The following is a 22478-nucleotide window of genomic DNA, read 5'->3' as shown; positions in this document are numbered from 1 at the left end:
CACATGATCTCAGGCAAGACGGCTGTTTTCAACAGATCGGGATTGCGCCATTTTCACGGCGGCTTCCCCGTGCCTTAACCCGCCATATGATATATGTCCCCAGGCGTCAGCGTCGCAGCCGGCCTGAAGACCGGCGATGTGCATCACAACAAAGAGGATTTCATGGCCGACAGCTTCAAGATCGACTTCCAGCCCCACGGCGCGGTCGAGACCGGCGACCTCGTCGTCTTCGTCGGGGAGGATCTCAAGCCTTCGGACGCGGTTGCCCGGCAGATAGGCCCGGAGGCGGTCGATCTCATCGCTAAGGCTGCGGCCGCCGAGACGTTCAAGGGCAAGGCGAAGTCCTCGATGTCCATCGTCGTCCCGGCGGGCCTGTCCGTCGACCGGCTGATCGTGATCGGCCTCGGCGGCGAGAAGGACCGGGCCGGCCTCGACTTCGTTCAGCTGGGCGGCCTGGTGGCCGGAAAAGCCAACGGCAAGGTCGCCACGGTGGCGCTGGACCTGCCCGGGGTCGAGATCACGCCGGATGCGGTCGCCGACATCGCGCTCGGCGCTCAGCTGCGCCGCTACAGCTTCGATCGCTACAAGACCAAGAAGGACGACAACGGCCCCGATGCCGGCCGCCTCGTCCTGAGCGTGTCCGATCCCGCGGCCGTCAAGAAGATCTACAAGGCCCGGGAGGGTCTCCAGCAGGGCGTGGTCCTCGCCCGCGACCTCGTCAACGAGCCGCCGAACGTGCTCGGGCCCGAGGAATTCGCCGCCCGGGCCCAGGCTCTGATCAAGCTCGGCGTGGAGGTGGAGATCCTCGACGACAAGGCCATGCGCAAGCTCGGCATGCAGGCCCTTCTCGGCGTCGCGCAGGGCTCCGTGCGCGGCGGCCGGGTCGCCATCATGCGCTGGAACGGCGGCAAGCCCGGCGACAGCCCCATCGCGTTCATCGGGAAGGGCGTGGTGTTCGACTCGGGCGGCATCTCGATCAAGCCCGGCGCCGGCATGGAGGACATGAAGGGCGACATGGCCGGGGCGGCCTGCGTGGTGGGCCTCATGCATGCGCTCGCGAGCCGCAAGGCCAAGGCGAACGTGGTCGGGGCGATCGGCCTCGTGGAGAACATGCCCGACGGGAATGCGCAGAGGCCCGGCGACATCGTCACCACCATGTCCGGCCAGACCATCGAGATCATCAACACGGACGCCGAGGGGCGCCTCGTGCTCGCCGACGTGCTCTGGTACGTGCAGGACCGCTTCAAGCCGAAATTCATGATCGATCTGGCGACCCTGACGGGCGCGATCCTCGTGGCCCTGGCCCAGGAATATGCGGGGCTGTTCTCGAACGACGACGAACTGGCCGAGCGCCTGACCGCCGCCGGAAAGGCGACCGGCGAGCGCGTGTGGCGCATGCCGCTCGGGCCGGAATTCGACAAGATGATCGAATCCAAGTTCGCCGACATGAAGAACTCGGCGGGCCGCTTCGGCGGTTCGAGCACGGCGGCGGCCCTGCTCCAGCGCTTCGTCAACGACGTGCCCTGGGCCCATCTCGACATCGCCGGCACGGCCATGGGCTCGCCGGCGACCGAGATCAACAATGGCTGGAGCTCCGGCTGGGGCGTGCGCCTCCTCGATCGCCTCGTGCGCGACCATTACGAGGCCTGAGGATGACGGCCGAAAAGGACCAGGCACGCCTTCAGCCCGTTGCACCCGCAGGGGATTGTGATCGTCGATGACCGAGGTCCTTTTCTACCACCTGCAGCATCAGCCCCTCGAGGCCGTGCTGCCCACGCTCCTGCAGAAGACCCTGGAGCGGGGGTGGCGCGGGGTCGTGCAGGTGACGACCGAAGAGCGCATGTCGGCGCTCGACGATCACCTGTGGACCTTTGCCGACGAAAGCTTCCTGCCGCACGGGACGGACCGGGAAGCCCATGCGGCGGACCAGCCGATCCTCATCACCCTGTCCGGGGACAACCCCAACGGCGCCTCGATCCGCTTCCTGGTCGAGGGCGCCGATCTGCCCGAGGACATCGCCGGCTACGAACGGCTCGCGATCCTCTTCGACGGCAACGACGTCCAGGCCCTGGCCTTCGCCCGCGACCAGTGGCGCGCCGTGAAGGAGGGCGGCCACGACGCGACCTACTGGCAGCAGGACGAGCGCGGACGCTGGCAGCGGAAGGCGTGAAACCCTCGCCGGAGCCATCGTCCCACCGCCCGACAGACACCCTCCGCACGTCATGGCCGGCCTTGTGCCGGCCATCCCGATCCGAAGAGCGCGGCGCTTCACAGGAGCGGGATCACCGGGACAAGCCCGGTGATGACGTGGCGGGTGGGAAGAGCCCGGTGATGACGTGGCGCGTGGCACGGGCCAGTGACGACACCCTCCGCACGTCGTTCCGGCCTCGTGCCGGCGCCCGCACACGAAGACTTCATCGGGCCGGAACTTGCCGCGGCAGGGCGGCTCTCCAGTTTCAGGGAGGCCGAAAGGAACTCCCGATGACCCGAGCGACGCGTCTTCCCCTCCATGCCGCCCTCGTCCTGTCCCTGGCGATGCCCGTTCTGTCCCTGGCGATGCCCCTGGGAGCCGCCGCGCAGGAACAGGCGGGCAGCCGCGAGCAGCCTCAGGGCCAGCCGCAGGAGGCGCGCCGGTCCCGGCCGGAGGCGCGGGACAACCAGGCGCTCCCGCCGGAATCGGTCACGCGCCACACCCTGCAGCTGCCGGGGCGGACCCTGTCCTTCACGGCCACCGCCGGGCATCTGACGCTGACCGACCAGCAGGGCGCCCCCCAGGCCGAGATCGGGTTCGTCACCTACACCCGGGACGATGCGGACCCGGCGACCCGGCCCGTGACCTTCGCGGTGAACGGCGGGCCCGGCGCGTCCTCGGCCTATCTGCATCTTCTCGCGGTCGGTCCGTGGCTGCTGCCGACGGATGGGCCGGCGATCAGCCCCTCGGCGTCTCCGGCCCTCGTGCCGAATGCCGAGACCTGGCTCGACTTCACGGATCTCGTGTTCGTCGATCCGCCCGGCACGGGCTACAGCCGCGTGGTCGGGGGCGACCCGGTGCGCGAGCGGTTCTATTCGGTGGCCGGCGATATCGACGGGCTCGCGGCCTTCGTGATGCGCTGGCTGAAGGAGAAGAACCGGCTCGTCTCGCCCAAATTCTTCGTCGGCGAGAGCTACGGCGGCTTCCGCGGACCGCTGCTGGCCCAGAAGCTGCAGAACGACCAGGGCGTCGGCTTCAGCGGCCTCGTGCTCGTCTCGCCGGTCTTCGACTTCGACTGGCTCGAGCAGGGGACCGCCGGGGCGCCCTGGACCTATTCGGCCCTGCTGCCGTCGCTCGCGGCCGCGAAACTCTCCCGCACCGGGCCGGTGTCGCGGGAGGCGCTCAGGGACGCGGAGGCCTACGCGTCCGGCGACTACCTCGTCGACCTGATGCGGGGCCTGCAGGACAGGGCGGCCGTCGACCGGATCAGCCGGCGCGTGGCGGAGCTGAGCGGGCTCGACCCCGAACTGACCCGCCGCCTCGCCGGACGCGTCGACATGCGCACGGTCCAGCGCGAGCTGAGGCGCGGATCGTCCGAGGTCGTCAGCGCCTACGACACAAACGTGGCGATCGCCGACCCCAATCCGGCTTCCCAGTCCTCGCGCTTCGACGATCCCGTGCTCGACGCGATGACGGCGCCCCTGTCGAGCGCGATCATCCATCATCTGACGGACACCCTGAACTACAGGGCGGACGGGCGCTACAACCTCCTGAACGGGTCGGTCAACGGGGCATGGCGCTGGGGCGGCGGCCGCAGCGGTCCCGAAAACCTCGACGAGCTGCGGCAGGCTCTCTCCCTCGACGGCAAGATGCGCGTGCTCGTCACGCACGGTTTCACCGACCTGGTGACGCCCTATTACGCCTCCCAGCTGCTCCTCAACCAGCTGCCCGAACTCGGTCCCCAGCCGCGTGTCACGCTGAGTGTTTACGAAGGCGGCCACATGTTCTATTCGCGGCAGGCGTCACGGCAGGCCTTCAAGGCCGATGTGCAGCGCCTCTTCGACGAGGCCCTGCAGGCGAGGGCCGACAACAGGGATTGATGGGGATGCATGTGAAGGTTCTCTCGAGCGTCGCTTTCGTCGCGCTGGTTCTGGCGGCCTGCACCAGCACGGGCAGCGCTCCGCCTGCTCCTGCCGTAACGATCGCTCCGGCGCCGATTGTCGCTCCGGGACCGGCCATCGACGGGCCCACGCTCGGACCGGACGGCCGCTGCACCGTCACGGGATTCGGCCGGGCGACCACCATCGAACCCGGAATCACCGAGTGCGATCTCGTGCGCCTGAAAGGCAAGCCGGCCACCGACGTGCTGGTCGGCGAGAGCGGCAAGGGCCAGCGCGAGGTCCAGGTGCTCTATTCCGAGCCCGGCGGCCGCGAGCTGTATTTCTTCGTGAACAACCGGCTCGACCGGATCGTGAAGCCTTAAGAGCGCCTCGCGCCCACGGGTCTCAATCATCGGACGTGTGATCGACCTCACGCCCGATGCCTTAGCTTTTGTTTCAAAGCATCTTTTCACGCCAAACCGGTTCCCACTTTTGCGTTCGATGCTCTGGCTTTTGTTGTGGAGCATCTTTTCGCGCAAAACCGGTTCCCACTTTTGCGTCCGATGCTCTAGGCCCGCGCCAATCGCCGGCCATCCCGATTGCTTCGGGCGCAGCGCTTCAGACGATCGGGATCACCGGGACAAGCCCGGTGATGACGGGGTGTGTTGGTAGAAGCCGGTGCTGCTCTCTCCCCACGTCATGGCCGGCCTTGTGCCGGCCATCCCGATCGGAAGAGCGCGGCGCCTCTCGCATCGGGATCACCGGGACAAGCCCGGTGATGACGGAGTGGATCGGCCGGGCGATCAAGACAGGGGCCCGAGCGATGCGCCGCTCAAAGGCTCGAGCATCGACGACATGGGCTCATCATAGGGCGGCTGCGGCATCCATGTCATGCCCCCGGAGCCGGCGATGCCTCATGGCGCTGACGCGGGATCGGTCGTCAGACAGGGCGCCTGATGCGGCATCCCGCCCGGGAGGTCGCGCGGTCGTAGAGACGTCGGATGTCGTCGAGGCTGCGGATCGCCGGGCCGGACCGTCTCTGGATCACGGCGCTCAATTGCCGGAACTTGTCGTCGGACCAGTCCTCGATCACAAGGGCCACGGCCTTCTTGAGAGGGAGCGTCGCGACCTTCACGGGCAGAAGGTCGGCATTTCTGGACGGCCTGCCGATGGCAAACAGATCGACGATCTCTTCGAGATCATGAGCAGCGGTCACAATCCTCTCCCTGCCTCTCCCTGCGGGCCCGACCTGGCGCGATCACGGGCAGAGGAATGTCGCAGTCCACGACGCGGGCCTTCAAATGACCAAAGGAGGTAAGCAACAGCCATCATGGGCATGGGCCTTTCCGGCCCTCGAAACCGGATGACCTCGTCAGCGCCAGACGCACGGGAAGGGGGCCAGCGGATCGTTGTCGTTGCCCGGTTCGACCTCCCGGGCTCTGAAGGGTGCAAGCGGCACGAAAGCCCGCGAGAAGAGCCTTGCCGTGCAGTAGGACATCACCTGATTCATCCGAGCCTCCATCAAAGGCAGCCGAAGGCTACCTTAGGGATAGCTGGACAGATGTGCTGTCCCGCACGCGATATTACCTTACGGCATCATTACCTAACCGCATGCTGCGCCGGGAAGGCGGCACGCTTCCCATGCAGGCGGGCTTTCGATTTGATCGGCAGGCGGGACCCATTGTCATTGACGGCGGACGCCGAACTGTCCGTCAGATGGGCCAGCGGCAAGAGACCCACCTCGAAGACTTTGTCGGTGCAGGCGGAAATCTGGATTCTCATCGGTCAGCCTCCCCCATAAGGCTCTTTCGAGAATACGTTCCTGCTCCGATTCTGCGCGGGCCCCGAGTAGGTAACTCCGGGGCCCTGCGGGGGTAGGCACGAGGGGGTACGGGCCGGATCGCCGTGCCCGCACCCCGATCCCGGGCCGGATGCCTGCCGGTCCGCGCTCTGCCTCAATAGACCTCGTAGCGCCGGACGGGCCGGTCATAACCGTCGTCTCTGTCATCGCGGTCGTAGCCGCGCCGCGGCGGCGGGCCGCGATATCCGTCGTCGCGCCACCGGTCGCCCCGGTCGTAGCCGCGCGCCACGAACGCGCAGCGCTTCGGAATTCCTGGCGCGGGATCGCCGAAGACCCGGTTCGAGCACGGGACGCCACGCTCCCGCACGAACATTTCCGCGCTCCGCCCGGGAACGCCGTAGATGACGCGGGTGGGGTAGGGGACGCGGCAGAATTCGTGTTCCCGCGCACAGGGCACCAGGCTCTGGGCCTGTGCCGCCGGCATCGTCCCGAAGAATGCGCCGGCGGCCAGGACCGCCGTTGCCAATACTGCGCGAAGCATGTCTCGTTCTCCATCGTGAGGTCGTCACTGTACGGCGCCGAGGATGAACGATGTTATAACGCGTTGTTCAGGGGCGATTGTCCGTCTCGCGGCCAGCTGCCGGATCCGCCCCTACGACGACGAAGAACCGTCCGCCGCCGAACAGGATCCGGTCGCCCGCGGACGGACGCGGACAGGCGACGCGAGCGTCGCCGACCCGGCAATGTGCTACGCGCCCGCTTCCTCGATCTCGCTGCTCAGCGTCAGCCATTCTTCCTCGACGGAGGCCAGGGTCCCGGCCGCTTCGGCGCGCATCCTGGACAATTCGGTGGCCTTCGCCGGGTCCTTCTGGAAGGCGGTGCCGTCGGCGAGCGCGGCGTCGATCTTGCCGATCACGTCCGTGAGCTTCGCCATCCGGCCTTCGAGCCCCTCCAGCTTCTTGCGCAGGGGCGCCAGCGCCACCCGCCGCTCGGCGGCGGCGCGACGCTCGTCCACCTTGGAGGCCCCGGGCGCCTGCGGCTTGTCGGAGCGCCTCTGCGGATCGAGATCGCCGGAGAGCACGAGCTGGCGGTAATCGTCCATGTCGCCGTCGAAGGGCTTCACGCCGCCGTTGCCGACGATCCAGAGCCGGTCGGCGCAGGCCTCGATCAGGAAGCGGTCGTGGCTCACGAGGATCACGGCCCCCGTGTAGTCGTTGATCGCTTCCATGAGGGCCGTGCGGCTGTCGATGTCGAGATGGTTCGTCGGCTCGTCGAGGATCAGCAGGTGAGGGCCGTCGAAAGCCGCCAGCCCCATGAGCAGGCGCGCCTTTTCGCCGCCCGACAGGGCGGAGACCGGCGTGTCGGCCTTGGCGCCGGGGAAGCCGATCTGCGCGGTCCGGGCCCGGATCCTGGCGACCGGCGTATCGGGCATCCGCTCGGCGACGTGGTCGTAGGCGGTCGCCTTGGGGTTCAGCTCGTCGAGCTGGTGCTGGGCGAAATACGCCACGTCCATGCGGCCGGGCGTGCGCATCTCGCCCTTCATGGGCGCGAGCCGGCCGCCGATGAGCTTGCAGAAGGTGGATTTGCCGTTGCCGTTCGAGCCGAGCAGCGCGATCCGGTCGTCGGGCGCGATCGTCAGGTTGAGGCGGTCGAGCACGATCCGCTCGCCGTAACCGACGGCGCCGCCCTCGACCGTGATCAGCGGCGGCGCGGCGGGACGGTCCGGGCCGGGCAGGTTGAAGGGCAGCACGTCGTCTTCCACGATGGTCGCGATGGGCTCCAGCTTGGCGAGGCGCTTGACGCGGGACTGCGCCTGCCGGGCCTTCGAGGCCTTGGCCTTGAAGCGGTCGACGAAGGCCTGGAGATGCTTGCGTTCGGCCTCCTGCTTGGCGGCCATCTTGGCCGTCAGCTCGCGCTTCTCCGCGAACTGCTTGGCGAAGGACGTGTAGCCGCCGCGGTAGATCGTGAGCTTGCCCCGGTCGAGATGGAGGATGTGGTTCACGCAGGCGTCGAGAAGCTCGCGGTCGTGGCTGATGACCAGCACCGTGTGCGGGTAGCGTCCGAGATAATCGTAGAGCCAGAGGGTGCCCTCGAGGTCGAGATAGTTGGTCGGCTCGTCGAGGAGCAGCAGGTCCGGCTCGGTGAAGAGCACGGCCGCGAGGGCCACGCGCATGCGCCAGCCGCCGGAGAAATCCGAGCAGGGCCGGTTCTGGGCCTCGGCGTCGAAGCCGAGGCCGTGCAGGATCGCGGCGGCGCGGGCCGGGGCCGAGTGGGCCCCGATATCGGTGAGCCTGGTCTCGATCTCGGCCCGGCGGAGGCCGTCCGCCGTCTCGGCCTCGGCCATGAGGGCGCTGCGCTCCCTGTCGGCGGCGAGCACCACGTCGATCAGGGATTCCGGGCCGCCGGGCGCTTCCTGGGCCACGGCGCCGATCTTCATGCCCCGGGGCAGGGTGACGCCGCCGCTCTCCGTGGCGAGCTCGCCCTGGATGATCCTGAACAGGGTGGTCTTGCCCGCGCCGTTGCGCCCGACGAGCCCCACCTTCGCGCCGGCGGGCAGGTTGAAGGAGGCGCGGTCGAGGATCAGCCGGTCGCCGATGCGGTAGGTCAGGTCGTTGACGTGAAGCATGTCGCCTTTTGGCGCGTGATCGCCGCTCTTGCAAGGTCTCGGGCCCAGGCCGCGACCGGACGCCACCTAGCCTGAATCGCCAGTGACAAGACCCGCAATGCCTGGGAAAGGGATGGGTCAAATGACATACTGGCTATGGAAAATTTGTGCTATAGCCAAGGATAGCATTCAGGGGGAGAGGACCGATGGCGCGGCTCGCCGGGATTAAGCTCTTCAAGGGATTGGACATCGATCTCGAACGTTTCGAGGCGCGGGCCAACTGGCGCCGCTTCGACCCCGAGGAGGTTCTGGTCGACTTCGACGAGCCATCGACCGACGTCTATTTCCTCCTCTCCGGCGAGGTCCGGGTCCTCATGCGGACGGCCTCGGGCAAGGAGGTCATCCTCTACGAGATGAAGCCCGGCGACCTGTTCGGCGAGCTGGCGGCGCTCGACGGCGTGCCCCGTTCGGCCAATGTCACGGCGCTCACCCGCGGCGAGGCCTGCGTGATGCCCGCGACGGTCTTCAAGGAGCTTCTCTTCTCCCACCAGCCCATCGCCGAGCGGCTGTTCTGCCTCATGGCGTCCCGCATCCGCGAGCTGAACGCCCGCTTCATGGAACAGACGGTGCTCGATCTCCGGCACAGGCTCTATTCGGAGCTCCTGCGCCTCTCGACGCCCCGTCAGGACCGGTCGGGGGAGCGGGTCATCACCCCGCCGCCCTTCCACCACATCGTGGCCGCCCGGATCGGCTGCCGGCGCGAGCAGATCACCCGGGAATTCACGATGCTGACGCAGGAAGGGCTGATCGAGCGCACGCGCGGCGCCCTGATCCTGCGGCAGCCGGACGTGCTCAAAGCGCGCGTGGCCGAGGCGATGCAGACGGACCACTAGACGCATCCTTCGGGCCGTAGGCGGCGAAGAAGACCCGAAGCGCGTGCTCCACGTTCTTCTGGATCTCGGCTTCCGTCGGCGGCTCTCCCACCGAGAAGAGCAGGCGGCGCAGCATGCCCGACACGCACAGGTCGAGGAAATGCTGGGCGGCCACATGGGTATCCTCGATGGACAGCCGGCCCGCTTCGACCTGGCGGTCGAAATAGGCGCCGAGGCGGGCGAGCCCCTGGCAGGGACCTGCCTCATAGAAGGCCTGGCCCAGATGGGGGAACTTCTCGGCCGCGCCCATGACCATGCGGATCGACGAGATGTGTTCGGGCTTGCCCATGCGGCGCAGATAGCCGAGGCCGAGCGCCTTCAGGACGCCGCGGACGTCGGGATCGTTCGCATCGAGCTTGAACAGGACCTCGGCCAGGCCCCGCTTCTCCTCGGTGGTCAACGCGGCGAAAAGGCGTTCCTTGCTGTCGAAATAGACGTAGAGCGTCCCCTTGGAGACACCCGCCACCTTGGCGATCTCGCCCATGCTGGCGCCGTCGAAGCCCTCGGCCAGGAAGACCTTGCGGGCGCCCTCCAGGATCTGGCGGCGCTTCGCGTTCTCCGGGCTCTCGTCGGCCGGAGAGGAAAGTGCCTGATCTCGGGTGCTGTCATGCACGGCGCACATAGCCTATCTCGTATCCTTTTTCGTTTGCGCTATTGACCGAACGGTTCGGTCAACTCATATATGGCAGGCGACTGGCAGATATCAAGTCTGCAACGATAAGCCCGAACCATTTCGATCGACGGGCTTTAAGTTGGCTTGCAGAGGTTCACATGGCTTACCGGGATGAGTTTGAGCAGGGCGCCAAAGAGCGCCCCGAGACGGCCAAGGGCGGGCAGCCCGTTCAGGCGCCCGAGCCTGTCCAGGCGCCGTCCCGGGCCGCCGAGCCCAAGGCACGCAAGAAGGGTTTCGGAAAGAAGCCCGTGATCCTGGCGATCCTGGCGGCTGCTCTGGGATTCGGCGGCTACGAGGGCTACCACTGGTGGACCGACGGCCGCTTCATGGTCTCGACCGACGACGCCTATGTGCAGGCGGACATCACGATCCTGTCGGCCAAGATCTCCGGCTACGTCGCCTCCGTGGCCGTCACGAACAACCAGAGCGTCAAGGCCGGTGACCTGATCGCCAAGATCGACGACGGCGACTATCGTCTTGCCCTCCAATCCGCCAAGGACAAGCTTGCGACCCAGCAGAGCGCGATCGTGCGCCTCGGCCGCCAGATCGAGGCGGGCCGCGCCTCGGCCCTGCAGGCCGAATCGCAGGTGGTCAGCGCGCAGGCCGAGGCCGAGCGGGCCGAGGGCGACTATGCCCGCCAGCAGCAGCTCGCCCGGTCCGACTACACCAGCCGCGCCGCGCTCGAGAACGCCAAGGCCGCCCGCGACCGCGCCAACGCCGACGTCAAGAGCGCCCAGGCGGCGGTGGCGGCCGCTCAGGCCAATGTCGAGGTTCTCTCCGCTCAGAAGAATGAGGGCGAGCGCCTTGCCGCCGAGTACCAGACGGCCGTCGACAAGGCCGAGCGGGATCTCTCCTTCACGGAGATCCGCGCGCCCCTCGATGGGGTCATCGGCAACAAGGCCGTGGAGGTCGGCACCTACGTCCAGCCCGGCGCCCGCCTGGCGGCCCTCGTGCCGCTGACCAGCGTCCATGTGGATGCCAACTTCAAGGAGACGCAGCTCGCCTCCCTGCAGCCGGGGCAGACGGTGCACGTGAAGGTCGACGCCTTCCCGGATTCCGACATCGTCGGCACGGTCGAGAGCGTCTCGCCCGCCGCCGGCGCGGTGTTCAGCCTGCTGCCGCCGGAGAATGCCACCGGCAACTTCACCAAGATCGTCCAGCGCGTGCCCGTCCGGGTGGCCGTCAAGCCCGAGGTGGCGCAGCAGGGGCTGCTGCGCCCCGGCCTGTCGGTCGTGGTCGACGTGGATACCCGCACCGGTGCCCAGCCGGCCAAGACGGCCAGCATCAAAGAGTAGGGACCATGGCCGCATCGGCTGCCATCCAATCCAGGCCTCAAGGCATGCCTGCCGCGAAGCCGGCGCCGCTCGACCGGCGCCGGACTTTCGCGTTCTTCTGCATGGTCTTCGGCATGTTCATGGCGATCCTGGACATCCAGATCGTCTCGGCTTCGCTCGCCGAGATCCAGGCGGGCCTCTCCGCCTCGTCGGAGGAAATCTCCTGGGTGCAGACCAGCTATCTGATCGCCGAGGTGATCATGATCCCGCTCTCGGGCACGCTCTCGCGCGTGCTCTCGACCCGCTGGATGTTCGTGATCGCGGCCGGCGGCTTCACGGCCATGAGCTTCCTGTGCGCGACCGCGACGAATATCGAGCAGATGATCGTGTACCGCGCCCTGCAGGGCTTCATCGGTGGCGGCATGATCCCGACGGTCTTCGCCTCGGCGTTCACGATCTTCCCGCCGGAGAAGCGGCCCGTGATCTCGCCGATCATCGGCCTCGTGGCGACCCTGGCCCCCACGATCGGCCCGACGCTCGGCGGCTATCTGACGGATCTGTTCTCCTGGCACTGGCTGTTCCTGGTCAACATCGTGCCGGGCATCTTCGTGACCGTGTCGACCTACCTGCTGGTCGATTTCGACGAGCCCGACCTCAGCCTGTTCAAGAGCTTCGACTGGGTGGGCCTCGGCTGCATGGCGGCCTTTCTCGGCAGCCTGGAATACGTGCTGGAGGAGGGGCCCAACAACGAGTGGTTCCAGGACGAGGCGGTACTGATCCTCGCCATCGTGTGCGCCGTCGGGGCGATCGGCTTCTTCTATCGCGCCTTCACGGCCAAGCAGCCGATCGTGGACCTGCGCGCCTTCGCGGACCGCAACTTCCTGGCCGGATCGTCCTTCAGCTTCGTCATGGGCATCGGCCTCTACGGCCTGACCTACCTCTACCCGGTCTATCTGGCGCGGGTGAGGGGCTACTCGTCCCTGCAGATCGGCGAGACCATGTTCGTGACCGGCGCCACCATGTTCCTCATGGCCCCGGTGGCCGGGATGCTGTCGCGCAAGATGGACCCGAGGCTCATGATGGCCATCGGCTTCGGCGCGTTCGCCTTCGGCACCTGGCAGATCACGGGCCTGACCAAGGACTGGGATTTCTGGGAGCTGTTCGTGCCGCAGATCTTCCGCGGCGTCGGCCTCATGATCTGCATGGTTCCGATCAACAACATCGCCCTCGGCACCCTGCCGCCGGACCGGATCAAGAATGCGTCGGGCCTCTACAACCTGACCCGCAATCTTGGCGGCGCGGTCGGCTTGGCGGTGATCAACACCCTGCTGAACAACCGCCTCGACCTGCATCTCCAGCGCCTGCGCGAGAGCGTCAGCTGGGACAGCTCCCGGGCGATGGAGACCCTCAACGCCCTGACCATGCGGTTCCAGGGGCTCGGCGCGGACGCCAACGCGGCGGCGATCAAGACCATGTCGAACATGGTCAGGAAGGAAGCCCTGGTGATGTCCTTCGCCGACGTGTTCCTGCTCCTGACGGTGCTGTTCCTGGGCCTGATCTGTGCCTTGCCCTTCATCAAGAAGCCTCGCGCCGCGCCGGCAGGCGGCGGCGGGGGGCATTAGAGCGGCGCTTTTCCGCATCGGGATGGCCGGGACAGGCCCTGCCATGACGTCGGGCGGGTGTTGTCACCGCCTCATGCCACCCTCTCACGTCATCACCGGGCTCGTCCCGGTGATCCCGCTTCCGTAAGGCGCCACGCCTCACCTTATCGGGATGGCCGGCAAGAGGCGAGTGATGACCGGCCGGCCATGACGTGGCGGGTGTCATCACCGGCCTTGTGCCGGTGATCCCGATGACGAAGGGCGCGGCCCTCTGGTCCACCCGATGCTCTAGCGCCGATCCTGCTCCGACGTCACGCTCGAACCCTGCGGCTGGGCGGTTGTTCCCGTCGCAGGAACGTCCGCGGGACGGGCCTGGGTGTCGACGCTCACCACCACCGACATTCCCGGCACTAGACGCTCCGTGAGCGCCTGGCCCGGATCGATGGCGATCCTCACGGGCACCCTTTGTGCCACCTTGGTGAAGTTGCCGGTGGCGTTGTCGGTCCTGATCACGCTGAATTCGGAACCGGCGGCGGGCGAGAAGCGCTCGATCCGACCGGCGAGCCGGGCATGTTCCAGAGCGTCGACCGTGAAGGTGACGGGCTGGCCGACTCTCATGCCCGGAAGCTGGGTTTCCTTGAAGTTGGCGACCACCCAGATCCGCTCGGGCACGAGCGCGAGCAGCTGCGTGCCGGCCGACACGTATTGACCGACCCGCGCGCCGACCTCGCCGAGGCGTCCGTCCTCGGGGGCCAGGATGCGCGTGTTCTGCAGATCGATCTCGGCCAGCCTGACGGCCGCCTCCGCGCCCTGCACGGCCGCCTCGAGGGATTGGCGGTTGACCAGCGTGGAGGCGAGATCCTGGCGCGAGACGGTCAGCGCCGCCTCGGCCTGGTGCAGGGCGGCGGTCGCCTGGTCGAAACCGGCCCGGGCCTGATCGGCCTGGCTCTGCGTGGCGACCCCCCGTTCCAGAAGCGGCGCGATCCTGTTCCAGTTCGCTTCCGCGGCGCTCAGGGCCGCCCGGGTGCTGTCGACCTGGGCCTCGCTCGACTGAATCCGCGCCCGGTCCGAGCGCTCCTTCTGCTCGGAGTTGGACAGGGCCGCCTGCTGGCTGGCCAGGGTGGCCTTCGCCTGCTCGAGCTTCTGCGCGAAGATCCGGTCGTCGATCTTCACCAGGAGCTGCCCCGCGTTCACATGCTGGAAGTCCTGAACGGCCACTTCGGCCACGTAGCCGGCAAGCTGGGGGGCGATCACCGTGATCTGTCCCCTGACATAGGCATTGTCCGTGGTCTCGACCGAACTCGTGAAGGGCGGGAGACGCCAGGCATAGAGCACGAGGGCGACACCCGCGATGCCGATGATCGCAGCGACGAGGGAGGCGGTGGATCGAAAGAACTTGGTCATGATGATCTTAGCTGACGGCCGGTTGCGGTTCAGGCGAAAGGCCCCTGCGGATCGCGCGGAGCCCGAGATGGAGAAGCATCGCCGCGAGCGCGCCCGCGGCCGCGAGGGCGATGGCCAGGAAGGCGTCGTTGTAGGCGAGCACGGTCGCCTCGCGGGTGACCTGCTGCCCGAGGAGCACGAGACCCTCGGCATTGAGCAGGGATCGGTCCGTCAGGACGCGGCCATAGGCTGCGGCAAGCTGCGCCATGCGCTGAGCGACGAGCGGATCCGTGGACGCGAGGTGATCGGCCAGGGCCTGAAGGTGGAACCTCGTGCGCCACGTGATGAAGGTGCCGACGACCGCCGATCCGATCACGCCGCCAAGGCTCTGCGTCGTCAGGAACACGACGATGAAGTTCAGGATGAAGGTCGGCCCCCGCTGCAGCGCCAGCGCCAGCCCGGTCGCCATGGCGGGAGGCAGGAACAGGACGCCGGCCGCGGCGATCAGCGCCTGGCTCACATACATCTGCTCGGGCCTGGTGAGGCTCGTCGCATTGCTGTCCATGAGCGCGCCGATCAGCAGCAGGACCAGCGCGACCATCTGGGCGGCCGTCTCGCGGCCGGGCTTGACAAGAAGGATATAGGCGAGGCCGGCCGTGACGGACGCCCCGATGACCACCAGGGACAGGACCGTCATCTGCTCGTTCTGCAGCCCCAGGGACTGGAAGAACGTGAAGGCGCCGGCCGTCTGTTCCGACATGAGAAGGCGGAAGATCATGAGGGTGCCGGCGAGGTGCAGGATCTCCTTTTGGGCAAGCCAGCGGATATCCAGGAAGGGCGTGTCCCGGTTGAGCTCGATCACGATCGCGCAGGTGAGCGAAGCGAGGCCGACGGCGAGCATGGCTCCGAGCCAGGGCGCTTCGAACCACCAATAGACTCGCCCCAGCGCGAACACCATGGCGATGAGACCGAAGCCGACGGCGATGAAAAGGTAGCTGACCACGTCGAGCCAGTGGATGACCTTGGCCCTCGGCGGAGGCGTCAGGGGCAGGAGATACACGGCCGCGAAGGCCATCATGGCGAGCGCGATCTCGAACAGATACAGGCCATGCCAGTCGCCCAGCATCAGGAGGTCCGGCGAGATCAGACGGGCCAAGGGGGCGCCCAGGGCGATGTTCGTGAGCACGAGGGGCTGGCCGACGCTCAGCTTCTTGGCCGGGGGCAGCGGTTCCAGCATGTACAGAAAGGCGAGCGTCGAGATGGGCGACGCCGCGATGCCGCTGAAGAACCGAACGACGAGGGCGGATTGCAGATCCCGCACGAAGATGTGCAGCAGCATCACGAGGACGAACACGAGAATGCTCAGCTCCGCGAAGTTGCGAAGTCCGAATTGAGCCCGGACCTTCACGAGGATCAGCGACAGGCTGACATTGGGCGCCATGTAGGCGGCGATCAGCCAGGTGACCTCATTCGTCGTGGCGCCGAGCGGCCCCTGAAGCTGAGGCAGGTTCGCCGCAGCAAGGTTCATCCCCAGACCTTGCGTGAGAGACAAGAGAAGGGACGTCAGCATGTAGAGGACCGCCCGGGACCAGGGCATGGGGGCGGGCGCCGGCGGAGCGGGCGAACGCTGCGGCTCGACCGGCTTCGAAGCGGTCACAGGATCGGAGCCGGAGCCGTGGGGAGAATTGTCGTCGGAGGTCGCTGTCACCGGATGCACCCCATCGTCAGCCGGCCGATTCGATGTTCCGCACCATCGCGCGGAAAACGCGGAGAGCCGCCTCGAGATCGTCCTCGCTGATGCCTTTCAGGACATCGCCGCGGAATTCCTGAACGAGAATGTCCACATGGGCGGCCTGTTCCTGTCCGGCTTCCGTGAGGGCGATCTGCTTGGCGCGCCGGTCGCCATCCACCGGGCGGCGCTCGATCAGGGCCTGTTTCTCGAGACTGTCGAGAAGGGGCACCAGGGTCGGCCCCTCGATCTCGAGCAGGTCCGCAAGCTCCGTCTGGGTCATGCAGCCGTTCCGGCCCAGGAACATCAGGGCGCGTGCGCGCGCCAGGGTCAGGCCCTGCGCCCGGACCCTGGCGTCGAAGAGGGTGCGCATCTTCCGGCTGACCTTCCAGATCTCCTCGGAAAACGCCGCTTTGGCAGGAGTGGTCATGACCATCCTAGGCTGCATATTATTAGGGCACTAATTATATGGGTGCTCCATAATGCACGCGCGGGCCGCGTGCAAGCCCGTTCCCCGAATCCCTCGGTAGGGGAGGGTTGCAGAGAACGCGGCTCCCGATCCGGGGGGCGGCGGCTTCTCGAGCCTCGGACGCGGCCCTCTGGGTCCGCACGATGCGCTTATGTGTTGTTCTCGACGGCCGAACATCCTAGCTTGCCGGCAGGTTCCCTCGTTCAAGGTCGAAGTCGAAGCATCTTGCCTGCTCCCTCCCGCCAATCCGCCTCCGTCGGCGCCGTGCGCCGTGCGTTCGCACCCTGGTCGAATCCCGATGCCAAGCCGCTCATCCGCTTCGACAATGTCACGAAGCGGTTCGGGGACGCGGTGGCGGTGGACCACCTTTCCCTGGACATCTTCGAAGGCGAGTTCTTCTGCCTGCTCGGCCCGTCCGGCTGCGGGAAGACGACGCTCATGCGCATGCTTGCGGGGTTCGAGACGCCCAGCGAGGGCGGCATGACCCTGGGCGGTCAGAATCTGGCAGGCGTGCCGCCCTATCGCCGTCCCGTGAACATGATGTTCCAGTCCTACGCGCTCTTCCCTCATATGAGCGTGGAGAAGAACATCGCCTTCGGCCTGAAGCAGGACGGCTTGCCGAAGGACCAGATCGCGGAGCGTGTCGGCGAGATGCTGCGTCTCGTCCAGCTCGAAAAGCTCGCAAGGCGCTACCCGAGCCAGCTCTCCGGCGGCCAGCGGCAGCGCGTGGCGCTGGCCAGGGCTCTGGCCAAGAAACCCAAGGTGCTGCTGCTCGACGAGCCGCTGGGCGCCCTCGACAAGAAGCTGCGCGAGGAGACCCAGTTCGAGCTGATGGACATTCAGCACGAGCTGCACATGACGTTCGTGGTGGTCACGCACGACCAGGAGGAGGCCATGACCATGGCCGACCGGATCGCCGTGATGGATCACGGCCGCATCGTGCAGGTGGCCACCCCGGGAGAGATCTACGAGCAGCCGAAGACCCGTTTCATCGCCGAGTTCGTGGGGGACGTGAACATCCTGGAGGGCCACGTGCAGGGCCGGGAGAACGGCCTCTGGCGTGTGAAGGCGTCATCGGCCGAGCACCCGCTCACCATCGACGATCCGGACGAGGTGCTGCATTCCGGGCAGGCGGTGGCCATCGCCGTGCGGCCCGAGAAGATGCTGATCCACCGCGATCCGCCGGAACCCGGCGCCGTCAATGTGCTCAGTGGCGAGGTGTGGGACATCGGCTATCTCGGCGACTGGACGGTCTACCGCGTGAAGCTCGCCACCGGCGAGATCCTGCGCGTCACCCGGGCCAATGCCTCCCGGTTCGTCGACAATCCCATCGATTGGCACGAGCAGGTCCATGTCACGTTCGCGCCCGATGCGGCGGTGATCCTGGCGGAATAGCCATGGTCGAGCGATCCCTCCTGCGACGGGTGACCGCCGGCCTCGTGCCGGCCATTCCCTATCTGTGGCTCGGCGTGCTCTTCCTCGTGCCGTTCCTGATCGTCCTGAAGATCAGCCTGTCGGACCCGGCGGTGGCCCAGCCGCCCTACAAGCCGGTCTTCGAGTGGGGCGACATTGCCGGGTTCTTCGGCGCTCTCGATCTCGAGAATTTCGAACTCCTGACCCAGGACGACCTCTATTTCCGCGCCACGCTCTCCTCCGTGCGGATCGCGGCTCTCTCGACCCTCCTGCTCCTGCTGGTGGGGTTCCCCATCGCGTACGGGATGGCCCGTGCGCCGGAGCGCGTCCGCTCGCTGCTGGTGGCGCTGGTCATCCTGCCGTTCTGGACCAGCTTTCTCATCCGCATCTATGCCTGGGTGGCGATTCTGAAGCCGGAGGGCCTGCTCACCCAGGCGCTGACGGGCCTGGGCCTGATCGCCCAGCCCCTGGACATCCTCAACACCGAGACGGCCGTCTATATCGGCATCGTCTATGCCTATCTGCCCTTCATGGTGCTGCCGCTCTACGCGACGCTCGAGAAGATGGACGATACGCTGCTCGAAGCGGCCCTCGATCTCGGCTCGCCACCCTGGCGCTCGTTCTGGACGATCACCGTGCCGCTCGCCATGCCGGGCATCGTCGCCGGCTCGCTCCTGTGCTTCATCCCGGCGGTGGGCGAGTTCGTCATCCCGGACCTGCTCGGCGGCTCGGAAACGCTGATGATCGGCCGGCAGCTCTGGAGCGAGTTCTTCTCCAACCGGGACTGGCCGCTGGCTTCGGCCGTCGCCATCCTGCTGCTGATCATCCTGGTCGTGCCGATCGTGATCTACCGCGACGTCGAGGCGCGGCGCGTGGAGGGACGGCCATGAACCGGCGCCTGAGCCTCTTCAACGTCACGTCGCTCGTGATCGGGTTCGCCTTCCTGTACCTGCCGATCCTGCTGCTGGTGATCTATTCGTTCAACGCATCCCGGCTCGTCACGGTCTGGGGCGGCTTCTCGACCCATTGGTACGGGGCGCTGTTCCGGAACGAGGCCCTCTTGGAAGCGGCCTGGGTGACGTTGCGCATCGCGCTTCTCTCCGCGACGCTGGCGACGGTCCTCGGAACCCTCGCGGCGCTGGCATTGACCCGCTACGGGCGCTTCCCGGGGCGGACGCTCTTCACCGGCATGGTCTACGCGCCGATGGTCATGCCCGAGGTGATCACCGGCCTTTCGCTGCTCCTGTTCTTCGTGGCCGTCGACCTAGACCGCGGCTTCTGGACCATCACGCTCGCGCATACGACCCTCACCATGTGCTTCGTGACCGTGGTGGTGCAGTCGCGTCTCATGACATTCGACCGCTCGCTGGAAGAGGCGGCCATGGATCTCGGCGCTCCGCCCCTGCGCACGTTCTTCTCCGTGACGCTGCCGCTGATCGCGCCGTCCATCGTGGCGGGCTTCCTGCTGGCCTTCACCCTGTCCATGGACGATCTGGTGATCGCGAGCTTCAATGCCGGGCCCGGCGCCACGACCCTGCCGATCAAGATCTACAGTCAGGTGCGGCTGGGGCTCTCACCGGAGGTGAATGCCGCCTCGGCCATCCTGATCGGCATCGTGACGCTCGGCGTGATCGGCGCGACCCTGCTCAGCAAGCGCTCCGTCCTGCGGTCGCGCCGGACGGCTCACTGAGCCGTCGCCTGCGGGCGCGGCTCGTTGGCCGGAACGCGCTCGGAGGGAAAGAGCGGCTTGGCGGCGCCCGAGCGCTCGATGAGGGAACGGACCTGCGGCGAGACCGCGACATTGTCCCAGTCGCCGACGACGTTGAAGACGAGGGCCGGGGACTGGCCCGCCGGGGATCCGGCCGGCGAGACGTTCGCCGTCACGCTGAGCTGGCGGTCGACCAGAAGAACCTGGCCCTGAAGATCGGCCTGCACGGCAGGCCCCCGAAGGTGGGCCTCCGCGATCTCCCCGACACCGTCCTTCACCAGAATCTGGGCCTGGGCCCTGTCGAAGGCCGTGCGGCCGCCCTTCCAGTTGAGCGAGGCCAGAAGCGGCCGCTTCTCCACCCGGCGGAGGGCATCGTCCAGGGCGATCCCGACGATCTCTCCGTCGCTCACCTCGATGGAAGAGCGGCCCTGCGCCTCGCGGATCACGTCAGCCGGGTTCTTGCCCAGTCCTTCGAAGCTGAACTGCCCGGTCGCCTGGCCGGTGATCCAGCGAGGCTCTCCCATGGCGGTCAGGAAGGGCGCGATCTTCACGCCCGCGAAGGTGCCCTGGCTCTTGAACTCGACCTGGCCGTTCTGCTTCACCAGGGACAGGCGGCCTTTGAGGGTGCCGTCGTTGAAGCCGGCCCGGCCGATCGAGGCTTCGATGCGGCCGGATTGCACGAGCACGCTGGCCGCCATGTCCTCGAGGCTGAGCCGGCCGAGGCTTGCGCTCGCGGCCGAAAGACGCAGATCGAGGTCGGCCCCGGTGGCCCTGGCCAGATCGATGGTCTCCTCGCTCCAGGAGCCGGAGGAGGTCCGGGCCTGCGAGAAGGGCGCGAACAGGTCCGACAGGTTGAGCGTGTCCGCCGCGAGGGTTCCGGTGATTACCGGGCGGTCCGTGTCGAAACGGACGCCCAGTGTTCCCTCCAGCTTGTCCTCGCCCATCGTCACAGAGACGGCCGGCCAGGACAGGCGCCGACGGTCCATGGAGAAGTCCCCGGCGATGGACACGGCGCGCACCAGGGAGCCGAAGGGCAGGTCGACGCCGCTCCAGCGCGTGAAGTCACGCACGGATTTGGCCTGAAGGGTGCTTTCCCCGGTGATCCGGGGCGTTTCCCCGAGCTGCGCCTCGCCCTCGGCGGCGATCCGGACGGACGGGGAGGCCAGGGTCAGGGCGAAAGGGCTGATCCGGTCCGACGCCAGAAGCTCCGGGAAGACGGACGCCTCCTCGAGGTGGATTTCCTCGTCGCGCCAGAGAGCCGAGCCCGCCATGGTGAGGGGCTCCGCCGCATCGGCCCATCGGATGACGAGGTTGAGCCGGTCCAGGTTGGCATCCTTCAGATCGGTCCAGCGCAAGGTGGATTTGCTGACGATGAGGCGGCGGGCATAGGTCTCGCTCGCACGATCCCTGAGCGCCTCCGCCCACTTGACCGACCGCAGGGCCTGAACCGACCCCGTGATGCGGGTCTCCGAAAGGTCGAAATCCGAAAGCTCGATCCGGCCCAGGAGCAGGGGCAGCAGGCGCAGCTCGCCTCTCAGGGTCCCGCCATCGGCCCTGAGGGCCTGGTTCGGAAACTCGAGCGTGACATTCTCGAACTTCACCCGCGGAATGGGCAGAACCGCGAAGGTGCTGCGCCCTTTCACCGTCAGGTCGAGGCCGTACCGGTCCTTCACATGCTGCGTCAGCTCCGCCGACAGGCCGCCCCCCGGCAGCGTCCAGGGAGAGGCCGCCGTTCCGAGAACGGCGAGCGAAATCAACGCAATGAGCAGGACAACGCGGCGGGACATGGGACGAATGTTGTAAACCTTGGGGCCTGCCTCGCAAGCGGGGACGTGGGGATGTCCTCAGGCAAGACCGAAATCGTGAATCGTTTCCATATATCCATAGGAAGGGATTGTCTAAATTGAGGCCAGGTTGCAGGGTGGCGGCCATTCGTGCCGGGGCGGAGCGGCCAAAACGTCGCAACCCGTTTCCGGTCGTTTCTTCCGGCGCGCCGCGCGGCAAGAGTGGACCCGGTCCGGCTGACGCGACCGTCGGGTCCGTCCCGAACGACACGCCGGCCAAGAATTGGAGCATCGGGTCGATCCCGAGGGTGCCTTCCACTTTTGGGGCCGATGCGCCGGTCAAGAGAGGGAGCCTCGGATGAATCCCAAAAGGGGTGTCCACTAGTCACGTCCGAGGCTCCGGCGAGCATGAACATGCCCATGGGGAGAGGTTTCGATGGATAAGGTGTACAGCGATGCGCAGGCAGCGCTGGCCGGAATGGTCAAGGACGGCATGACCATCATGGCCGGCGGCTTCGGCCTGTGCGGAATTCCGGAGGCCCTGATCGAGGCGATCCGTGATTCGGGGGCGAAGGGTCTGACCTTCATCTCCAACAATGCCGGCGTGGACGGGATCGGCCTCGGTCGCCTCCTGGAGACCCGCCAGATCCGCAAGATGATCTCGTCTTACGTCGGCGAGAACAAGCTGTTCGCCCAGCAATTCCTCTCGGGCGAGCTGGAGCTGGAATTCAACCCGCAGGGCACGCTGGCCGAGCGCATCCGCGCCGGCGGGGCGGGCATCCCGGCCTTCTACACCAAGACGGGCGTGGGCACGCTGATCGCCGAGGGCAAGGAGGTGCGCGAGTTCGACGGCGAGAAATACGTCATGGAGACAGGCCTGTTCGCCGACATCTCCATCGTGCACGCCTACAAGGGCGATACGGAAGGCAATCTCGTCTACCGGAAGACGGCCCGCAACTTCAACCCGATGATGGCGACCGCATCCCGGCTGACCATCGCCGAGGTCGAGAACCTGGTGCCGGCCGGCTCGATCGA

Annotated in this window: 21 protein-coding genes; 11 read left to right on the top strand and 10 right to left on the bottom strand. The window is 67.1% G+C overall.

Annotated features, from left to right (window positions below; all coding sequences use genetic code 11):
• Positions 1-162 precede the first annotated feature (162 nt).
• From NF876_RS21990 to NF876_RS21975, 4 genes are all read left to right on the top strand, one after another.
• Positions 163-1650 carry a leucyl aminopeptidase gene (locus NF876_RS21990; protein ID WP_262270761.1) on the top strand — a complete coding sequence of 496 codons (1488 nt, stop codon included), beginning with the start codon at positions 163-165 and terminating at the stop codon, positions 1648-1650.
• A 67-nt stretch (positions 1651-1717) separates the two neighbouring features.
• Positions 1718-2170, top strand: a complete 453-nt coding sequence (locus tag NF876_RS21985) for a DNA polymerase III subunit chi (protein ID WP_262270760.1) — start codon at positions 1718-1720, stop codon at positions 2168-2170.
• 311 nt (positions 2171-2481) lie between these two features.
• Positions 2482-4071 (top strand): S10 family peptidase, encoded by a 1590-nt coding sequence (locus NF876_RS21980; protein WP_262270759.1) that lies wholly within the window; start codon positions 2482-2484, stop codon positions 4069-4071.
• A complete protein-coding gene (locus tag NF876_RS21975) occupies positions 4071-4454 on the top strand; it encodes a hypothetical protein (RefSeq protein WP_262270758.1) in 384 nt (127 codons plus the stop codon). The genes NF876_RS21980 and NF876_RS21975 overlap by 1 nt, the downstream gene beginning before the upstream one ends.
• A gap of 557 nt (positions 4455-5011) precedes the next feature.
• On the opposite strand, the gene NF876_RS21970 is transcribed toward NF876_RS21975, so the two are convergent.
• From NF876_RS21970 to NF876_RS21950, 5 genes are all read right to left on the bottom strand, one after another.
• A complete protein-coding gene (locus tag NF876_RS21970) occupies positions 5012-5287 on the bottom strand; it encodes a hypothetical protein (protein WP_262270757.1) in 276 nt (91 codons plus the stop codon).
• A gap of 156 nt (positions 5288-5443) precedes the next feature.
• The gene (locus NF876_RS21965) at positions 5444-5581 is read right to left on the bottom strand and encodes a hypothetical protein (protein WP_173949114.1); all 138 of its coding nucleotides are present in this window, start codon (positions 5579-5581) and stop codon (positions 5444-5446) included.
• Positions 5582-5670: 89 nt separating this feature from the next.
• Positions 5671-5853, bottom strand: coding sequence for a hypothetical protein (locus tag NF876_RS21960; protein WP_262270756.1), 183 nt, complete (start codon positions 5851-5853; stop codon positions 5671-5673).
• Between the two features lie 173 nt (positions 5854-6026).
• Positions 6027-6413 (bottom strand): hypothetical protein, encoded by a 387-nt coding sequence (locus NF876_RS21955; protein ID WP_262270755.1) that lies wholly within the window; start codon positions 6411-6413, stop codon positions 6027-6029.
• A 207-nt stretch (positions 6414-6620) separates the two neighbouring features.
• A complete protein-coding gene (locus tag NF876_RS21950) occupies positions 6621-8498 on the bottom strand; it encodes an ABC-F family ATP-binding cassette domain-containing protein (RefSeq protein WP_262270754.1) in 1878 nt (625 codons plus the stop codon).
• Positions 8499-8683: 185 nt separating this feature from the next.
• On the opposite strand from NF876_RS21950, the gene NF876_RS21945 reads away from it, so the two are divergent.
• Positions 8684-9370, top strand: coding sequence for a Crp/Fnr family transcriptional regulator (locus NF876_RS21945; protein WP_262270753.1), 687 nt, complete (start codon positions 8684-8686; stop codon positions 9368-9370).
• On the opposite strand, the gene NF876_RS21940 is transcribed toward NF876_RS21945, so the two are convergent.
• On the bottom strand, positions 9330-10031 hold the full coding sequence (locus NF876_RS21940) for a TetR/AcrR family transcriptional regulator (RefSeq protein ID WP_262270752.1): 702 nt from the start codon (positions 10029-10031) through the stop codon (positions 9330-9332). The genes NF876_RS21945 and NF876_RS21940 overlap by 41 nt on opposite strands.
• Before the next feature lie 149 nt (positions 10032-10180).
• On the opposite strand from NF876_RS21940, the gene NF876_RS21935 reads away from it, so the two are divergent.
• Complete coding sequence (locus NF876_RS21935; protein WP_262270751.1) at positions 10181-11377, top strand: HlyD family secretion protein; 1197 nt, start codon at positions 10181-10183, stop codon at positions 11375-11377.
• 5 nt (positions 11378-11382) lie between these two features.
• Complete coding sequence (locus NF876_RS21930; RefSeq protein WP_262270750.1) at positions 11383-12978, top strand: DHA2 family efflux MFS transporter permease subunit; 1596 nt, start codon at positions 11383-11385, stop codon at positions 12976-12978.
• A gap of 267 nt (positions 12979-13245) precedes the next feature.
• Here the strand turns inward: NF876_RS21930 and NF876_RS21925 are convergent, their stop codons facing one another.
• From NF876_RS21925 to NF876_RS21915, 3 genes are all read right to left on the bottom strand, one after another.
• On the bottom strand, positions 13246-14361 hold the full coding sequence (locus NF876_RS21925) for an HlyD family secretion protein (RefSeq protein ID WP_262270749.1): 1116 nt from the start codon (positions 14359-14361) through the stop codon (positions 13246-13248).
• A 7-nt stretch (positions 14362-14368) separates the two neighbouring features.
• Positions 14369-15937, bottom strand: a complete 1569-nt coding sequence (locus NF876_RS21920; protein WP_262270790.1) for an MFS transporter — start codon at positions 15935-15937, stop codon at positions 14369-14371.
• A gap of 127 nt (positions 15938-16064) precedes the next feature.
• Positions 16065-16499 carry a MarR family winged helix-turn-helix transcriptional regulator gene (locus NF876_RS21915; protein ID WP_262270748.1) on the bottom strand — a complete coding sequence of 145 codons (435 nt, stop codon included), beginning with the start codon at positions 16497-16499 and terminating at the stop codon, positions 16065-16067.
• A gap of 264 nt (positions 16500-16763) precedes the next feature.
• On the opposite strand from NF876_RS21915, the gene NF876_RS21910 reads away from it, so the two are divergent.
• From NF876_RS21910 to NF876_RS21900, 3 genes are read left to right on the top strand one after another with little or no spacing between them, the layout of a single operon-like run.
• Entirely contained in the window at positions 16764-17933 is a 1170-nt protein-coding gene (locus tag NF876_RS21910; protein WP_373696702.1) for an ABC transporter ATP-binding protein, read from the top strand.
• A gap of 2 nt (positions 17934-17935) precedes the next feature.
• Positions 17936-18841, top strand: a complete 906-nt coding sequence (locus NF876_RS21905; protein ID WP_262270746.1) for an ABC transporter permease subunit — start codon at positions 17936-17938, stop codon at positions 18839-18841.
• The gene (locus tag NF876_RS21900; protein ID WP_262270745.1) at positions 18838-19641 is read left to right on the top strand and encodes an ABC transporter permease; all 804 of its coding nucleotides are present in this window, start codon (positions 18838-18840) and stop codon (positions 19639-19641) included. Before NF876_RS21905 ends, NF876_RS21900 begins: the two co-directional genes overlap by 4 nt.
• Here the strand turns inward: NF876_RS21900 and NF876_RS21895 are convergent.
• A complete protein-coding gene (locus tag NF876_RS21895; protein ID WP_262270744.1) occupies positions 19635-21446 on the bottom strand; it encodes an AsmA family protein in 1812 nt (603 codons plus the stop codon). The genes NF876_RS21900 and NF876_RS21895 overlap by 7 nt on opposite strands.
• A gap of 433 nt (positions 21447-21879) precedes the next feature.
• Here NF876_RS21895 and NF876_RS21890 point away from each other — a divergent pair.
• Positions 21880-22478, top strand: a 599-nt coding sequence (locus tag NF876_RS21890) for a CoA transferase subunit A (RefSeq protein WP_262270743.1), incomplete at its 3' end; no start/stop codon positions are given.

It is taken from the genome of Microvirga yunnanensis (assembly GCF_025460875.1).
The sequence above is the reverse complement of the archived record's forward strand: the minus strand, read 5'-3'. Positions and strand labels throughout refer to the sequence as shown.

Bases quoted from the DNA above. Each gene is read 5' to 3' on its own strand.
- NF876_RS21980 (WP_262270759.1), top strand. From the start codon at position 2,482: ATGACCCGAGCGACGCGTCTTCCCCTCCATGCCGCCCTCGTCCTGTCC.
- NF876_RS21905 (WP_262270746.1), top strand. From the start codon at position 17,936: ATGGTCGAGCGATCCCTCCTGCGACGGGTGACCGCCGGCCTCGTGCCG.
- NF876_RS21920 (WP_262270790.1), bottom strand. From the start codon at position 15,937: ATGCCCTGGTCCCGGGCGGTCCTCTACATGCTGACGTCCCTTCTCTTG.
- NF876_RS21925 (WP_262270749.1), bottom strand. From the start codon at position 14,361: ATGACCAAGTTCTTTCGATCCACCGCCTCCCTCGTCGCTGCGATCATC.
- NF876_RS21985 (WP_262270760.1), top strand. From the start codon at position 1,718: ATGACCGAGGTCCTTTTCTACCACCTGCAGCATCAGCCCCTCGAGGCC.
- NF876_RS21895 (WP_262270744.1), bottom strand. From the start codon at position 21,446: ATGTCCCGCCGCGTTGTCCTGCTCATTGCGTTGATTTCGCTCGCCGTT.
- NF876_RS21965 (WP_173949114.1), bottom strand. From the start codon at position 5,581: ATGAATCAGGTGATGTCCTACTGCACGGCAAGGCTCTTCTCGCGGGCT.
- NF876_RS21955 (WP_262270755.1), bottom strand. From the start codon at position 6,413: ATGCTTCGCGCAGTATTGGCAACGGCGGTCCTGGCCGCCGGCGCATTC.
- NF876_RS21990 (WP_262270761.1), top strand. From the start codon at position 163: ATGGCCGACAGCTTCAAGATCGACTTCCAGCCCCACGGCGCGGTCGAG.
- NF876_RS21935 (WP_262270751.1), top strand. From the start codon at position 10,181: ATGGCTTACCGGGATGAGTTTGAGCAGGGCGCCAAAGAGCGCCCCGAG.
- NF876_RS21930 (WP_262270750.1), top strand. From the start codon at position 11,383: ATGGCCGCATCGGCTGCCATCCAATCCAGGCCTCAAGGCATGCCTGCC.
- NF876_RS21960 (WP_262270756.1), bottom strand. From the start codon at position 5,853: ATGAGAATCCAGATTTCCGCCTGCACCGACAAAGTCTTCGAGGTGGGT.
- NF876_RS21975 (WP_262270758.1), top strand. From the start codon at position 4,071: ATGGGGATGCATGTGAAGGTTCTCTCGAGCGTCGCTTTCGTCGCGCTG.
- NF876_RS21950 (WP_262270754.1), bottom strand. From the start codon at position 8,498: ATGCTTCACGTCAACGACCTGACCTACCGCATCGGCGACCGGCTGATC.
- NF876_RS21915 (WP_262270748.1), bottom strand. From the start codon at position 16,499: ATGACCACTCCTGCCAAAGCGGCGTTTTCCGAGGAGATCTGGAAGGTC.
- NF876_RS21900 (WP_262270745.1), top strand. From the start codon at position 18,838: ATGAACCGGCGCCTGAGCCTCTTCAACGTCACGTCGCTCGTGATCGGG.
- NF876_RS21940 (WP_262270752.1), bottom strand. From the start codon at position 10,031: ATGTGCGCCGTGCATGACAGCACCCGAGATCAGGCACTTTCCTCTCCG.
- NF876_RS21945 (WP_262270753.1), top strand. From the start codon at position 8,684: ATGGCGCGGCTCGCCGGGATTAAGCTCTTCAAGGGATTGGACATCGAT.